We start from the raw sequence: 16,265 nt of genomic DNA on the forward strand, positions 1-16,265 counted from the left end.
TTTTAGTCAAATGACCCTAGACAAACCGTGAGTGAAAAATTACATAGATATCCCGGAGTGAAGCCCTTTTCCGTGACTGAAAAGAACCTGTTTTTTGGCCGGGAAAAGGACATCCAACAACTCACCAAATTTATCAATATAGAACAGTTGGTGGTGTTGTATTCGAAATCCGGCTTGGGAAAAAGCTCTTTGTTGAATGCCGGGGTTATCCCGGTGATCGAAGCCGAAACTGACTATGAGCCGATCAGCATCCGGTTTGGTAGCTATCAGGCCGGAAGCCAATACTCTCCTTTGGAAGTGTTAGTGAAAAAAATAGCTGCGAACCAGCCTAAAGTTTCCTTTCTGGACAAGATATGTGAAGGGGAACGCTCCCTCTGGTATTACCTGAAAAATATACAGATTCACCGGAAAACCAACCGCAGCTTTTTCCTGGTATTTGATCAGTTCGAAGAGCTATTCACGTATCCGCGGAAGCAAGTCAATCAATTCAAAAGTGAATTGGCCGATGTGTTGCATAGTGTGATCCCGCAAAAATACCGGGCGGCCATGGAAGAGAAGAGCCAGACGAACCCGGAGTTTCTGTCGGATCACGAATTGGAGTTGCTCTATCAACCCTTGAACATCAAGGTACTGATGGCGATCCGTTCGGACAAAATGAGCCTGATGAATCAGTTAAAAGATTATTTGCCGGGCGTGTTGAATAAGACTTACGAATTGGGTGCTTTGAGTCCGATACAGGCCGAAGATGCCATTCTGAATCCCGCCTATAAAAGAGGAGAGGAGTTTATTTGCCCGCCTTTTGATTTTAGTGACATCGCCTTGGACAGGATTCTGGGTTTTTTGACTAAAGGAGGAGAGCAAAAGATTGAGTCCTTTCAGTTGCAGATTATTTGCCAGTCGGTGGAAAGCATGGTCTTGGAAGAGGGAAAGCGCTTGGTTGAGCCGGAAGACTTGGGAGATATCAGCAATTTTTTTAAAAACTACTATGATAATTTAATCGCGAAAATTCCCGATCCGGACGACCGGGTCAATGCCCGGGTATTTATTGAAGAAGGGTTGATATTTGAAGATGACCAACGCAGGTTGAGTTTGTACGAAGGGCAGATTTATAAAAACTACAACATCAGTAAAGAACTCCTCCGGCAGTTAGTCAACACCCATTTGCTCCGGGCGGAACCCAACACTGCAGGAGGCTTTTCTTTTGAATTGAGTCACGATTCGTTGGTGGTGCCGATTCTGAATGCCAAGCAAAAACGTTTGGCTCTGGAAGCGGAAGCCAATGCCCAGCGAAAGTTGGAGGAAGAACGTCTGGCCGAGCAAAAACGCCTGGAAGAAGAGCGAAAAGAACAATCGGTAAAATATACCAAACGCATCGCTGTCATTATTGGCGTGGCTTTGATTCTTTCCATGGGTTTGTCCATCCTTGCCTACCTGGACCGGAAGGAGGCCCTTCGCAGTTCTCAGCAACTGGAAATTGCCATGGATTCGCTGGAAATAAAGCGACATCAGTTAGAAGACTTGTTAAAAATATTGCGGCTGGAGAAAGATACTGCCGAAATGCGCAGGGTTGAGGCCGAATTGTTACGTGTGGAAGCGGATGAGCAAAGGCGATATGCCGAAGAACAACGTCTGATTGCTTTGGAACAGGCTTTTAGCTTGCAAAAGCAACTACAACGATATGATATTTTAAAGAACGAAGCCCGTTGGTTGGGAAATCTGACGGAGAAGCAAAAAGAGTTTGCCGTGGATACGCTTTTGCGATTGGTAGACCGTCCTGCTCAGTACAATATGGTGAAAAATTCCATGGTGCTGGCGGCAGAATCAAAATTACATGCGCAAAATAACTTGTTGATGTCATTAAAGTTGGCCAAGGAGGCCTTGGCCATCAACCGTAATTCCATTACACAAACCGTCACCGAGCATATCCCTGACAATCTGCTATTGCCTCAAACCACCTTTGTGCAAGACCGGCCACTAGAAACTGTGGTGATCACACCTGACAACCAGCAGGCAATGATGGCAAACGCTTACCAAGATGAATTGCTCATCTTGGATTTGTCAACAGGAAAGAGACAGAGAGTACAAGCACATAGGGGGGGAGTCAGTAAGATGGCCCTTTCATCGGATGGAAGCATACTTGTGACCGCAGGTACATATGATAAAACCGTTAAAATATGGCCGCTTTCCAGTATGGTTCCGGTCACCCTCTCAGGAAATGAAACCAATGTCCGGAACGTATTGATTTCCCAAGACGGAAAGTTATTGGCCGTGAGCCTGGAAGACGGCAGCCTGAAACTCTGGAACCGGGCAGGGCAATTGGTAAAATCTTTTACAACATATGATCGAATTAACTCTATGGTGTTTGGGCTGGGAGGAAGGTACTTGTTTGTAGGCTTGTACGATAAGGTGGAAGTGATCGATGTAGCTGTGGAGAAAGTGATAGGTGTGTTGGAAACAGGGTATTCGGACAATAATGCCATGGCTGTGTCTGTAGACGGGCATTACTTGTTGACGGCCAGTTATAATACCATACAACTTTGGGAAAATAACTGGAATAAAAGCCCACTGAAAACCTATAAACAACAACAAGTTCAACAGCAGGTGGTAAAAGCCCCGAAAGAAGAGAAAAACCAGAAACGGGGCTACAATAAAGCCCAACTACAAATGGTACAGCAACCACTGGAGCCTCAGGTGGAGATAGAGCCGGAAAACTTTCAGCCTGACTATGTGGAGAGCAGGCAGTTTCTCGGGCATCAAAAAGGGATAAAATGCTTACAGTTCTCAAAGGATGCCCGGTATATATTATCGGCCTCGGACGACAATACGGCCCGTGTTTGGGAACTGGGAAGCGAAGAGGCCCGGAATATCCTGATCGGTCATGAAAAGAAAGTCACCCAGGCCCGCTTTGTCTACCAAGACAGGTATGTCATGAGCGTTTCGGAAGACAGTACCCTGCGTTTGTGGGATTATCTGAATAACCGGGTCCTTTCGGTAAATGACCTGTTCCAAAGTGAAGCCTTGGAGCCCCTTTCCATGAAAGATAAATTTGAATACGGGGTATTAGAAGTAGAAGACCTGATCCTGAAAGGGAACCTGGAAGACATCTTACATGCGGCCCGGATTTACTACCAGGATGTATATGGGTTTCGCTCCGTGGGAGACAGCTTGTATTATCAGGAAAGGTATTCTCAAGATTCTGCTTATTTAGCGAAAGCAAAAGAATTGACACAAACCATCTTTAACCGTTTTGACGGACAGCTTTCCTCTGAACAGGCTTTGTTAGACCGGGTCAATACATTACTGGCAGATATTTATGATAAAGAAGTGTTGATTAATGCCCTCCACATACCGGAAACGGAACTATTGGGAAAAGTGAGTTCGGCCGTTCGGATCCGGGTATTCCAATTGAAACATGCTCAACTCGACAAACAAAAGGCCAATTCTGTGATTAAAATGCTGGAAGGAAAAGGCAATCAAATGGCAGAACTCGAAAAATACCGTTTGTTTGAAGCGTATTGGCAAGGAAGCATGCAGGTCTTTGAACAATTGGAAAGCAGGTATCCGAATGATAAGGAACTGATGAAGGATTACTCGATGGCTTTGAACGATTTCGGAATAGTCTTTCACAATGAGTTGGACGATTATGAAAAAGCCTTGAGTTTTTACCTGAAAGCTGTTAAAGTGGATGCCCGGAACAAATGGGCTTGGCGCAATCAAGGCATTGTATATGCCAACAAAGAGCAATCCGCTAAGGCAATACAAGCCTTGGAAAAAGCCATAGCGGTGGATTCGGCCTATGCGGATGCCTATTATTATCTGGGAAGGGAATATGGTGAGCAGAAACAATACAAGAAAGCCGTGGAATATTTGAATAAGGCCACTGCGCTCAGCCCGGACAATGCGGATTACTGGAACACGCTCGGGATTAATTACGAAGGAAACGGCAACAATGAATTCGCCGAGAAGAGCTACCGGAAAGCCATTGAAATAGACGCCAATCATAAATGGGCCTGGCGAAACCTGGGCATGATGTATAAAGAAGAAGGCCGCTATGACGAAGCCAAAAAACATTTGCAACAGGCTATCCGGATCGATCCGGAATATGTCAATGCCATCTTTAATCTGGGGGTGGTTTATGATGAAAATAAGGAGTTGGCACAAGCCAAAGTAAAATATCGTAAAGTACTGGAACTAGACCCCGAATACCAATGGGCCTGGCGGAACCTGGGTGATATCTACCGTTTGGAAAATGACCAAAGGACAGCGGTGGATGCCTATAGAAAAGCCCTGGCCATTGATCCCGAATACCCACAGGCATTCAATGGAATGGGTTTGAGTTTTCAAAAACTCAAAAACTACCCCCGGGCCATTTATTATTTTGAAAAAGCGCTGAAGGCCGATTCGTTACACAAATGGGCCTGGCGGAACTTGGGAGAGGTTTACCGGGAGCAAAACCAGTTTCAAAAAGCGATCGATCATTATCAACAAGCGGTGGGCATTGATGCTAACTACATCGCTCCCTTGAACGAAATGGGATTGGCTTACGAAGAGTGGGGCAAAGAGCAAGAAGCTATTCAAGCTTATACCAAAGCCGTTACGTCAGATCCTACTTACAAATGGGCCTGGAGAAATATGGGCTTGCTCTACTTCCAATCCCAAAAGCTGCAAGAAGCTTACGACTGTTTTCAAAAAGCCGATGCGATTGACCCTGACTACCTGAATCAAAATGATTGGTCAAATTTGGGCAATGCCTTTTTTAATGGGAAACAGTATGAAAATACGGTCAAAATATATGAGCTTCTTACCCAAAAACACCCCGATAACCTGACCAACTGGGGGAATTTAAGTTATTATTACCTGTTTACCCGGCAATACAGCCAAGCAATTGAAGTCGCAAACAAAGGCATTGCCATGGGAGAAGAAGGGGAGTGGGTATATACAAACCTGGCTTTGGGCTATTTGCTTTCCGGTAACTTTGATAAAGCCGCTTCTATTTATAATCAATTGAAAAACAAAGCCTATACCCAGGATGATCGCTATGGGGATCAGTATAAATATTACAAGGAGGTCTTTTTGAGCGACTTGATGCAGCTTGAGAATGCCGGAATTATCAGAGCAGATCAGGCGGATGTAAAACGGGTGAGGGAAGAAGTCTTGAATTAATCTTTCAGCCCATTCATATTTTCAAAACAGTACTAATATACACAGCTAAAATGAAAGTGACACAGATGTACACTTGGGCTAAAAGATTCTTTCTCAGTTGAATAAAATTTTTGAATGAACGGAAGTTATTTTTTTCAAACATAAAAAAATAGTAATTTCGGAGAGTGAGAGATTATGTGATATTTGTAGATACGGAAACCTCCGGCTTGCCTAAGGATTGGAACAAGCCGTACTCGGCTGAAAAGAATTGGCCTTTTATCGTTCAGATCGCCTGGACAGTATGTACCAAAGATGGAAATGAAATTAAATATGAAAATCACTACATAGAAGATAAGGACTACGAAATCCTGGAGGCTTCCCGTCAGATTCATGGCATTTCTCATGAGTTTCTCCAACGGCACGGCAAAGAGAGAAGGGAAGTGATGCAACGCTTGTTGGCAGACTTGAAAAAATACAACCCGTTAGTGGTGAGCCATTTTATTCCCTTGGACTACCATATGTTAGGCGTTGGCTTTTTTCGGGCAGGCTTGGAGAATCCGCTTCAATACATGCCTAAGTTCTGTACCATGCAGCTAACGTATCAGTTTGTGGGCTCACCTCATCAAAAGTTTTTGAGGTTGGGGCAACTGTATACCAGGCTTTTCCAAACCACTCTGGAAAATCAGCATAATGCACTGGTGGATGCCCGTGCAACTGCCCGTTGCTTTTTTGAGTTGCAAAAAAGAGGGGACATCACTGACAAAATCATCACCAAACAACAAGAAAAAGGGTCCAAATGGCTTGCATTAAATAAAGGAGTTGGCATTGTTATTATGCTTCTCGTAATTTTGTCTTTGTTTATGTATCATTATGTATGAATAGCCAGTTAGCATTCCTGAAATCTGTCAAACCGTTTCATGTTTTACCCGATGATGTATTATTGGAGGTCCTGGACTTGTTAGAGGAAGTGTCTTATAAAAAAGATGCGCCTATCTATTTGCAGGACGTGTCGAAGATGCGCGGGGTGGAAATCATCAGTAAAGGAAAGTTTGAGTCTTTTTTTTACGACAGTGAGCAAAACAAACGGATGGTGGAGTATTATGAGAGGGGGTATTGTTACGGAGGTATTTCCGTACTGCTTAATAAAAAGAAATCAATCCGTACCATTATAGCCAAAAAGGGCACGAAAGTCTACTTTCTGCATCGAAAGCATTTCAAAGCTTTGTGCCAGGCTTATGAGGAGTTTTTTCATTATTTCACAGCGGAATTTGGCCGCTTGATGCTGAATGATGAATACGCGCATTTTGTAAGTCCGGCCACCACCATAGAAGAAAATTTTATCGCTTCGGATCAACTGTATTCACGGAAAATCGAAACGATAGAACCCCGCGAAATCATTTCTTGCACCAGCAAGACGCCTATTTATAAAGTAGCCCGGCTGATGGGTGAGCATAAAGTCAGTTGCCTGTTTATCAAAGACTCTTCAGGGCAGATAGTAGGATATGTGACGGACATTACGTTGCGCGATAATGTATTGGCACAATGTATTCCCACTGACCAGCCGGTGGCCAATGTGATGGATAATCCTATTGTTTCCATTTCCGACCAATGTTATGTGTACGAGGCAATATTGCTGATGTTTCGAAACAAAATCCGTTACTTGTTGATTGAGAAAGACGGGCAATTGCAAGGGGTCATCAGCCGGAACCGTTTGTTGGGAGAGCAGGCCCAGTCTCCCTTTGTTTTCATTCAGTCGGTCAAGTTGGCCATTTCGGTAGATGAGCTGAAAGCAAAATGGGAGAAAGTACCGGTCATTGTTCAGCAATTGTTGAACCGGGGAGTAAAAGCTGAGATTGTAAACCAGGTAATTACTACCGTTTCGGACGCCATTGCCTTGAAAGTGATCGAGGGGGTGATTGAAGAAATGGGGGCTCCTCCGGCCAAGTTTGTGTTTATGGTATTGGGCAGTGAAGGCAGGAAAGAACAGACGTTGAAAACCGATCAGGACAACGCCATCATTTACGAAGACAAGGCGAATGAACAAAGAGAACTGGTGCGTGAGTATTTTCTCAAATTTGCCTCGTTGGTATCCGAACGCCTGGATTATATCGGTTTTAGTTTTTGCAAAGGAGGCCTGATGGCGAAAAACCCTAAGTGGACCCATTCGCTCTCTCACTGGAAACGGAATTATGTAAGTTGGATCAACCAGTCTGTGCCGGAAACGGTAATGAATATCGCTACTTTTTTTGATTGCCGGTATATTTATGGTGAGGTGAAAATCATGCAGGAGTTGCAGGAGTATTTACGCCAGGAGCTGGATAAACCACTGGACCGCTTTCTGTACCATATGGCCAATAATGCTTTGCAGTACGAACCTCCTTTGACATTTTTCAATAGCATTCGCACCTTTACCAAAGGCTCGCAAAAGGTGTTTAACCTGAAAAATGCCATGACACCTATTGTGGATTTGGTAAGGGTATATGCCTTGAAATATATGATCTTCAAAACCAATACCGGGGAACGTCTGGAAGCCTTGAAAGAGAAGGGTGTTTTTTCCGAAAAGGAATTCAGCGAATTAATTCAGGCGTATTACTATTTAATGAGTTTGCGACTTAAGAAACAGGCCGTCCAGGTAATTAATGACCATTCAGAACCGCATAATTACTTTGACCCGAAAAGTATTACCAAAATCGAGAAAGTAACCTTGAAAGAGACGTTTAAAGTAATCCAGGATTTCCAATTGAAAATCAAAGTAGAGTTTACCAAAAGTATTTTTGGATGATGCTCGGCAGAATGCTCGGCAGAACATAAAAAGAGGCTATTAGAAAAAGTCGATCTATAGCCACAAAGGCACTAAGGTTTACACAGAAATATCGCATGATAAATCAACGCTTTGTGACTTTGCGGCATTTTTGTTGGCAAGGCTGGGTTATGTCCGTTCCAATTCCGGAGTTTGTGCTCTGCCACAACGGTCTTCGATATGATAGTCGTTTCTGTTCGGGTGGTTAAGAGAGGTCATTTCCGCCATGAAACCCGCTAGAAAAAGTTGGGCTCCTACAATCAAAGCCACTAAGGCTAAGAAGAACAGAGGTTGCTCTACAATATCTCTACGGGGAAGTTGATTTAATACATGAATGTAATACAACTTCTCACCGATCAAGTAAAGTGCCATGATAAAACCGGCCAGGAAAGAGAGAGAACCCAATGTACCGAAGAAGTGCATGGGTTTTTTTCTGAAACGGGTAACAAAAGAGATGGACAATAAGTCCAAAAAACCGTAGATAAACCGCTCCAAACCGAACTTGGTCATACCATACTTCCGGGCCCTGTGTTGTACTGTCTTTTCGCCTATTTTCCGGAAGCCTTCCCATTTGGCAATCACCGGGATGTAACGATGCATTTCCCCATTGACTTCCACGGTTTTTACCACTTTGTTTTTATACGCTTTCAAACCACAGTTAAAGTCATGTAGTTTGATACCACTCATCACCCGGGTCGTATAGTTAAATAGCTTGCTGGGGATGGTTTTGGTAATAGGGTCGTAGCGTTTCTTTTTCCATCCGGATACCAGGTCATATCCCTCTTCCACGATCATTTTAAACAGGCCGGGAATTTCGTCCGGGCTGTCTTGCAAGTCAGCATCCATGGTGATCACTACCGTGCCCGTTGCCTCTCTGAAGCCGACATTCAAGGCCGCTGATTTTCCATAGTTTCGTAGAAAGCTAAGGCCTTTGATATGTTGGTTTTCTTTGGCCAGTTGGTTGATAATTTCCCATGAACGGTCAGTGCTTCCGTCATTGACCATAATGATTTCATAGGTATACCCATGGGTATCCATCACCTTTTTGATCCATTCGACCAATTCCGGCAAAGATTCTTCTTCGTTGTACAGAGGGATAACTACTGAGATATCAAGCTTACTCATGTGCTTACTAGACAGTTGACAAGTGGAGGAATACCCTTTCAAAAGACCCGAAAGGGATTCACATCTATTTCTAATAGGAAAAGCCTTACTTACACTTCGTATTCAGGTTTTTCTTTTTTCATAATGGCAGCAATAATCAAAGAAATCAGAAAGCCGAAGAATACATTTCCCAGAGTACCTGCAATAAATAGTGTCAGGGGGGTGATAAATTTGGTCATCATCGCCATCACCTGTTCTACCATCTCTTCTGTAAATTGAGGGTTCCGGGCATATTGATCGCGCAAGGCGTTTAAAATAACCTGGATAACGGAATCATCGATAAAGATCATGTATAAGTACGTGAGCAGTCCGGAGCCAAAGCCCGCAATCAATCCGGTTAGTGTGCCCAATTTCAATCCTTCCGAATACTTCATAAAACCTTCATTGGATGTGCGAAACTCCCGGAAAGCAAATACAAAGACGAGGATGAAGATCAAATAATTGATGGTTGCGAACAATTGATCATCCGTTTTATTTGTCACATTTAACACAAAACTGTAAGCAAAAGAGGCTACAGCCAGGATGAGCCCATATTTAATCGCAACAGGTTTAACTGATAATTTATCTTCCATGGTATTAAATGATTTATTGAACGGATACAGGCGTAAAGTTAGGGGAGGATTTGAATTATACCAATTAATTGGATACAGGTTCCTCCCTGTTGGAATGAAGAAACCGGACCCGCTGGAAATAGCCGGTTCCAAACCACTTCCGGTAAGTCCGGCCGGTTTTCCTCCCCTGGGCTTTCCCGCTATCCAGGCAAGATATGTTTTGTGACGGTTTCGTACAAATTGATGGCTAAATGAGTAGCCCGTGAATTTTCAGGCATTTCTTCCCCGATGAATACAAGGTTCGTCACCCCGGCTTTTTGGGCCGCTTCCAAATCCCTTTCTTTATCGCCCACCATCCAAGAGTTTTCCATATCGATATCAAATTTTGCCTGCGCTTTCTCCAGGAGTAAGGAGTCAGGTTTGCGTCCGAATGATTCGGTCGTAATGGGGTGATAAGGAGCGTAATACAGGGCATCAATTTGATGCTTGACTGCTTCTTGAAGTTTTTTATGACATTTTTTCACCTCCTCATGGCCGTACATCCCTTTGGCAATGCCTGCCTGATTGGTAATGATAATGACCAAATAACCAGCTTCTTTTAATAAAGAGACCGCTTCAGGTATCTTGGTTTCAATCTCAAAATCATCTAATTCGTACACATACCTTCCCCGCTCCACATTTAATACCCCGTCACGATCCAGAAATATACATTTTTGTTTCATCAGAAAATTGTTATTTGTCAATAGATAATTAGTCAATTAGTTCTTTGGTAAATAGTGCTGGCTTTATTCGTTAAGAAAACAGGTTTTTTATTTTGTAGTAAGGTGAGAGGATTGTTTGTTGTGAGTAGCCTACCCTCAACATTTTGCGATTATCACTCATCTTGTATTTAATAGTTATCTTTCTTGAAAACATTAAGTGGTAGTAGATTCCTTTTTTACCGAATATTCTCTTCCTTTCCAGTTGACTTTTATAGGCAAGAGGTAAAATATTAACATGGAGAAGGAGATGATTAAAAGGTATCCTTCATAGAAAGGATAAAAGGGTAAAAGCTTTGTCCTCTTTAACCGGATCAGTTGATACAGGATATAGATGCTTTGCCCGGTTATTCTGGCAAACCAGGCCAGTAAAGCCCATTTCCAACTCCAAAAACTTAATAAGACCAGCAAAGGAAGGAAAAAGGTTTGAAAGTAGATGATCAATTTCATGAAAAATTGCAATTGTAAGGCTCCGTACATCCAGCGTTTCCGTTGATGCATTAAGCCCGCAAAGGTGGGAATAGGCCGGGTGGTAGCGGTAATTTCGGCTTGATCCAGTTGCCGGAACTTCCAGCCTTTATCCAACACTTTTTTAAAAAGCGCATAGTCTTCCGTAATGGAGAAGGGGATGTTTTCATACCCTCCTACGGATGCATAGGCTTTTCTGCTGATCAGCATATTATTGCCCATTGCTGTGACCGGAGTACCCAACCGGGCTACCTGAGCAATGAACGATAAGGCAAAGAGCCAATCAAGGGCTTGCATATTGGCAAAAAAACTCTTGCCTTCGATCACGGTAAAACCGGTCACAATACCTACATCCGGTTGGACGGCTTGAAGCATTCCCCGTACCCAAGTGGGAGGAGGGCAGGTGTCTGCATCCGTAATCAGGAAATATTCTCCTTGGGCTTTTTGTGCTAATTGGGCCAGTACATTGGCTTTGCCCCGGGCCATGCCCAGGGTGTGCCGAATGGTATATACGTGGATATTTTTATATTGTAGGGCGTATTCCCGTGCGATACGTTCGGTGGCATCTTCTGATTGGTCGTTTCCCACCAAAACCTCCCACTTGTCTTGCGGGTAGCGGATGTTTGTTAAGGCTTCCAGACACCGGGCAATCGTGTCTTCTTCATTCCGGGCGGCCACAAGTATGCTGACTTTCGGTAGTTCCACAAGTATGAGTCGGTTATTGTTGAGTTTTTTGTAGCTTTGGGGTTATTCAAATTGCATAGTCTATGTTGACAGAGGAAGAGCATCGCTTTTGTGATCTGATCATCAGGATGAGCGTTTTTACTTTCATCTTTACAAAGGCATGCTTCTCTTGATGGTTTGTGTGTGTTTATTTGAAGGGAGTTATACCATCAAACAAGATGACAGCATGCGTTGATTATGTGTTAGTGTAAGTGATCCATCTGTCATTCTACAAAACAAAAATAGATTTTTAACTTCAGAATTGACTAAAAAATAAACAAAAGAACATGGTCTCATATATTCAACTTAGGGATTTCAGTAAGCAGGTATTTATCAAGATGGGCTGTCCGGAAGAAGAGGCTACTTTGGCCGCCAAGGTACTGACTTCGGCCGACTTGCGTGGGATTGACTCGCATGGAGTTGCACGCTTATCGGGATATGTGAGGCTATGGGAAAGCCAACGGATCAATGCCAGCCCTAAACTAACCGTTGTGCACGAAACCCCCAGTACGGCAACTTTGGATGCCGATGCAGCTTTGGGCTTGGTGGCTGGTCCTCAGGCAATGAATCTGGCTATCGAAAAAGCAAAACAATGTGGTACAGGATGGGTGGCCGTGAAAAATTCCAATCATTATGGCATTGCCGGTTATCATGCCATGATGGCGTTGGAGCACGATATGATCGGTATCTCTATGACGAATGCCAGCCCCTTGGTAGCGCCTACCTTTGCCAAAGAACGGATGTTAGGTACAAACCCTATTGCCATTGCCTTTCCTTCGGAAAACGAACCTCCTTTTGTTGCCGATTTTGCGACTACAACGGTAGCCAATGGTAAATTGGAAATTTTACAAAGGAAAGGGGAAGAGGCGCCTTTGGGGTGGATTCAGGATCAAAACGGACAACCGACCCGCAATCCCAGTGAGCTTAAAAACGGAGGGGCGTTACTGCCTTTAGGTGGAGATCGTGAGCATGGAAGTCATAAAGGTTATTGCCTGGGAGGAATGGTAGACATCCTGACTTCGGTATTGTCTGGTGCTAACTACGGTCCTTGGGCTCCTCCTTTTGTCAGCTTTTTACCGCTGCCTGAGGATCCGGTGGGGCAAGGGTTGGGGCACTTTTTTGGCGCCATGCGTATTGATGCTTTCCGGCCAGCCAGTGAATTTAAACAACATATGGACAATTGGCTACAGCGCTTTCGCTCAACAGCTACGGTAGAAGGAGAGGAAAATGTACTGATTCCGGGAGACCCCGAAAGAGAAATGGAAACCAAGAGAATGAAAGAGGGAATTCCTTTGCTACCTGCGGTAGTCGAAGATTTATGCAAGGTTGCCGAAAAATTTGAATTAAACTTCCTATAATACTTAAGTAGCCATGTATGTTGGATGCCTCTTGAAAAGAGTGTGCCTTGCAAAGAGGAAAAGGAAAAAGCAGCTTGAATAAGCTATTGATTCAAGCTGCTTTTTCCTTTTTAGCCGGCAATTACCAGCGCTTCATATGAGCGAAGGAGTGCTTTTCAACAAAATATAACCCAGTGAAATCAAGTTTTTTGAAAAAAAACTTGTGCTATAGTTTTAGAATCCTGAAATATACTTACACGTCATTCTTGAGGGGCATAGAATGACGAAATCTACCTACACGACTCCGTTATTGATGCTGACAGCGGTATTTTTTCGAAATACTTATCGTTTATTCCCGATAAGCGATGATGGAATTTCTAAGTTTTTTAAAATGAACCTTTTATAGATGCATCGTTGAGATTTGGATAGTGTCGTTATGAGATGAAAACAGCATGTATTTCACAAAGGAGGAGATCTGGGAGGCTTTTGGGTTTTTTAGAAAAAACAAAGGCGTAAAAACGATTTTTTGCAAAAAATAATTGATAAGTTACATCTTAATTTTGTTAATAAGTCTTAATGAAGTACCAAAATTGTATTATTATTTTCTTAACAATGTATAATTTTGGGCACCTATCAAATCAAAAAACTAAAAACCATTCTGCCTAACTATCAATTTTTGTAATGCCTTTATCCGATAAGGGGCAGGTGGCAGTCTGTTGTGCATCCACAGCAAGCTACAATACTATTACAACTAACTATTCCAAGTACGACAGTACCTAAATGGGAACACTGAACCGAATAATAAAATAAACTTGCCATGCTCTATAAAATTAAGTTGAAGAATGCAGACAAGCATGTAATTATTTCTGACGAGGCATTTGAATTTATAGATAAGAGTGAATACCTCACATCTATCAATTTCCTAGAGAATTTACGATTACACTCCAGTGGTTACGTCTTTTATCAAAAAAATTATCCTTTTAAAGGGGGGTATAAAAATGTGACCATCTACCTGCATAAGTTAATTGCTGATAAATTTGTGGAAAAGCCGGAAAGTGATAAGCGACTTTTTGTTCGTATCATTAATGGCAATGCATTGGATTGCCGAACCAAAAATCTGGATTGGGCTACCATGTCCGATTTAAGAAGAAACCAGAAAAAACACAATAACAAGACGGGGTATCGCGGAGTCGTAAAAGTGAGTAAAAGTACCTACCGTGCGGTGTTGTATACCAGTAAAGAACGCTATGACTTAGGGGTATTTAACAGTGCCGAAGAAGCTGCAAAAGCCTATAATGAGAAATCTCAAGAGCTTTTTGGCGATACCAAGAGCTTAAATAAAGTGACGGAGTAAAGAGAAAAACGAGGGATGAACCGGAAGAGTGGACAAATGAAAATGTACGATTTTTCCTATAAGTTCAAAATAAATTAAGAAAAATTCTCTGTATAGCCATCTGAAAGGATGGCTATTTGTTTTTCAGCACTCATTGAAATTAAGTATAAACAGAATAAGCATATTTGTAGTTTAAATAGAGAGTTTTGGTTGAATTAATATTGTAATATTTTTTGTTAAACAATTATATGTGATCCAGAAGAATATTTGGAAAATAGCAGTGTGTGTATATATTGTCAGTAAGTTTTGGGTGTAATCCTTAGTTTTGCGCGTGAAAAGGTGATGAAAACAAGGGATATTATATGAGAACAGAAGCCCTTACCAAGTAACAGGTGATCTCGCAAGTCCGCAAAAAATCTTTGGTAATTGCTCAAAACAAAACATGATCAAACAGAAAGATTACATTGTAGATTTTCAATAATTTGATATGTTTGTAATTCGTATAAATAACATTAAAAATGCAATTTGAGGTAAGAGAAGAAAAAGGATACAAATATATCGACCAAGGTGAAGGGGAAGTATTGTTGCTTTTACATGGTTTGTTTGGTGCTCTAAGTAACTGGAATGGAGTGCTTTCCTATTTTTCACAACGGTATCGAGTAATCATTCCTTTAATGCCTATTTATGAAATGCCGTTGCGGGAAGCAGGCTTGAATGGCTTGGTGAAGTATGTGGAAAACTTTGTGGAGCAGCAGCAGTTGAAAGACCTGACAATTCTGGGGAATTCCTTAGGCGGGCATGTAGGGTTGATTTATACCTTAAAAAATCAACACAATGTGAAACGTTTGGTGCTGACCGGAAGCTCCGGCTTATTTGAGAATACCATGGGAGGCTCATACCCTAAGCGAGGAAATTATGAATATGTGAAAGATCGTGTGGCCTATACCTTCTTTGATCCCGAAATTGCTACGAAGGATTTAGTGGATGAAGTATTCGAGGTTACCCGAAGTATTCCGAAGTGCCAACGAATCGTGGTCATAGCCCGTTCGGCCCAGCGCCATAATATGTCCAAAATGATAGGTGAAATACAGGTGCCAACGTTGTTAATTTGGGGCTTGAATGACACCATTACCCCTCCCATGGTAGGGCATGAATTTCACAAGTTGATTCCTAACTCGGAATTGCGCTTTATCGACCAATGCGGGCATGCACCGATGATGGAACACCCTGATAAGTTCAATAACTTGTTAAGCGGTTTTTTGGCTAGATATAAAATTTAATTCTGTTCATTTACTGGTAAATTGAGATACATATGACAGCAGAAGAACTAATCAATGACTTGATCCCGGACGTAAGCAAACAAGATACCATCCAGCGGATTATGGATTTGATGGATGATTTTAGCGTAAATCAATTGCCAGTAGTTGAAAACGGTAAATATATTGGTATCATTACCGAATCAAATTTATTAAACCACTTGATATCGGATGAGGGATATGCACAGAGTTTACCCTTAATACACCAGGAGGTCTATGTGTATAATGATCAGCACTTGTATGAGGTGTTGAATGTAGCTACGGAGAATGACATAGAGTTGCTTCCGGTTTTGAATAGAGAGGGAAAATACTTAGGAGTAGTGAGCCTTCGGGATACGGCCAAAGCCCTGGCCCGGAGTTTTGCTTCACAACATCCCGGAGGAATTTTTATCCTGTTAGTCGATAGCATCGATTATTCTTTACAGGAAATCAGCCGTTTGATCGAAGCAAATAATGCCAAAGTGCTTAGTTGCTTTGTGGAAAATGACCCTAATAACTTTGAAAAGCTGAAAGTAACCATTAAAGTAAACACCTTGGACCTGACTCATCTACTTGCTACATTTGAGCGGTTTAACTATCAAATTATCGGAAAGTTTCACGATTATGAAACCAGAACCAACTCTACAGAGCGGTTGGGAATCTTATTAAAATATCTGGATATGTGAGGCGAGGC

11 protein-coding genes are annotated in these 16,265 nt (G+C 42.4%); 7 read left to right on the plus strand and 4 right to left on the minus strand.

Annotated elements, in window-relative coordinates; all coding sequences use genetic code 11:
- Nucleotides 1–27: 27 nt before the first annotated feature.
- The 3 genes from AAG747_RS10825 (at nucleotide 28) to AAG747_RS10835 (ending at nucleotide 7,924) form a co-directional block, all read left to right on the plus strand.
- Nucleotides 28–5,163: a tetratricopeptide repeat protein gene (locus AAG747_RS10825; RefSeq protein ID WP_346821183.1), complete on the plus strand. Its 5,136-nt coding sequence runs from the start codon at nucleotides 28–30 to the stop codon at nucleotides 5,161–5,163.
- 164 nt (nucleotides 5,164–5,327) lie between these two features.
- Nucleotides 5,328–6,020: a 3'-5' exonuclease gene (locus AAG747_RS10830; protein WP_346821184.1), complete on the plus strand. Its 693-nt coding sequence runs from the start codon at nucleotides 5,328–5,330 to the stop codon at nucleotides 6,018–6,020.
- Nucleotides 6,017–7,924 carry a DUF294 nucleotidyltransferase-like domain-containing protein gene (locus AAG747_RS10835; protein WP_346821185.1) on the plus strand — a complete coding sequence of 636 codons (1,908 nt, stop codon included), beginning with the start codon at nucleotides 6,017–6,019 and terminating at the stop codon, nucleotides 7,922–7,924. Before AAG747_RS10830 ends, AAG747_RS10835 begins: the two co-directional genes overlap by 4 nt.
- Before the next feature lie 147 nt (nucleotides 7,925–8,071).
- Here AAG747_RS10835 and AAG747_RS10840 read toward each other — a convergent pair whose 3' ends face one another.
- The 4 genes from AAG747_RS10840 to AAG747_RS10855 all read right to left on the minus strand — a co-directional run bounded on the left by AAG747_RS10840 (nucleotide 8,072) and on the right by AAG747_RS10855 (nucleotide 11,588).
- Complete coding sequence (locus AAG747_RS10840) at nucleotides 8,072–9,067, minus strand: glycosyltransferase family 2 protein (protein WP_346821186.1); 996 nt, start codon at nucleotides 9,065–9,067, stop codon at nucleotides 8,072–8,074.
- An 89-nt stretch (nucleotides 9,068–9,156) separates the two neighbouring features.
- Entirely contained in the window at nucleotides 9,157–9,678 is a 522-nt protein-coding gene (locus AAG747_RS10845; RefSeq protein WP_346821187.1) for a DUF4199 domain-containing protein, read from the minus strand.
- A 179-nt stretch (nucleotides 9,679–9,857) separates the two neighbouring features.
- Nucleotides 9,858–10,379 carry a D-glycero-alpha-D-manno-heptose-1,7-bisphosphate 7-phosphatase gene (locus AAG747_RS10850; RefSeq protein ID WP_346821188.1) on the minus strand — a complete coding sequence of 174 codons (522 nt, stop codon included), beginning with the start codon at nucleotides 10,377–10,379 and terminating at the stop codon, nucleotides 9,858–9,860.
- A gap of 192 nt (nucleotides 10,380–10,571) precedes the next feature.
- The gene (locus AAG747_RS10855; RefSeq protein ID WP_346821189.1) at nucleotides 10,572–11,588 is read right to left on the minus strand and encodes a glycosyltransferase; all 1,017 of its coding nucleotides are present in this window, start codon (nucleotides 11,586–11,588) and stop codon (nucleotides 10,572–10,574) included.
- 305 nt (nucleotides 11,589–11,893) lie between these two features.
- Here AAG747_RS10855 and AAG747_RS10860 point away from each other — a divergent pair, with 305 nt between their 5' ends.
- The 4 genes from AAG747_RS10860 to AAG747_RS10875 all read left to right on the plus strand — a co-directional run bounded on the left by AAG747_RS10860 (nucleotide 11,894) and on the right by AAG747_RS10875 (nucleotide 16,257).
- Nucleotides 11,894–12,964: an Ldh family oxidoreductase gene (locus AAG747_RS10860; RefSeq protein ID WP_346821190.1), complete on the plus strand. Its 1,071-nt coding sequence runs from the start codon at nucleotides 11,894–11,896 to the stop codon at nucleotides 12,962–12,964.
- 796 nt (nucleotides 12,965–13,760) lie between these two features.
- Entirely contained in the window at nucleotides 13,761–14,297 is a 537-nt protein-coding gene (locus AAG747_RS10865; protein ID WP_346821191.1) for an AP2/ERF family transcription factor, read from the plus strand.
- Between the two features lie 497 nt (nucleotides 14,298–14,794).
- Entirely contained in the window at nucleotides 14,795–15,556 is a 762-nt protein-coding gene (locus AAG747_RS10870) for an alpha/beta fold hydrolase (protein WP_346821192.1), read from the plus strand.
- A 32-nt stretch (nucleotides 15,557–15,588) separates the two neighbouring features.
- On the plus strand, nucleotides 15,589–16,257 hold the full coding sequence (locus AAG747_RS10875) for a CBS domain-containing protein (RefSeq protein ID WP_346821193.1): 669 nt from the start codon (nucleotides 15,589–15,591) through the stop codon (nucleotides 16,255–16,257).
- Nucleotides 16,258–16,265 lie beyond the last annotated feature (8 nt).

This window comes from Rapidithrix thailandica (genome assembly GCF_039710355.1).
In the GTDB taxonomy this organism is placed as follows: Bacteria; Bacteroidota; Bacteroidia; order Cytophagales; family Flammeovirgaceae; genus Rapidithrix; species Rapidithrix thailandica.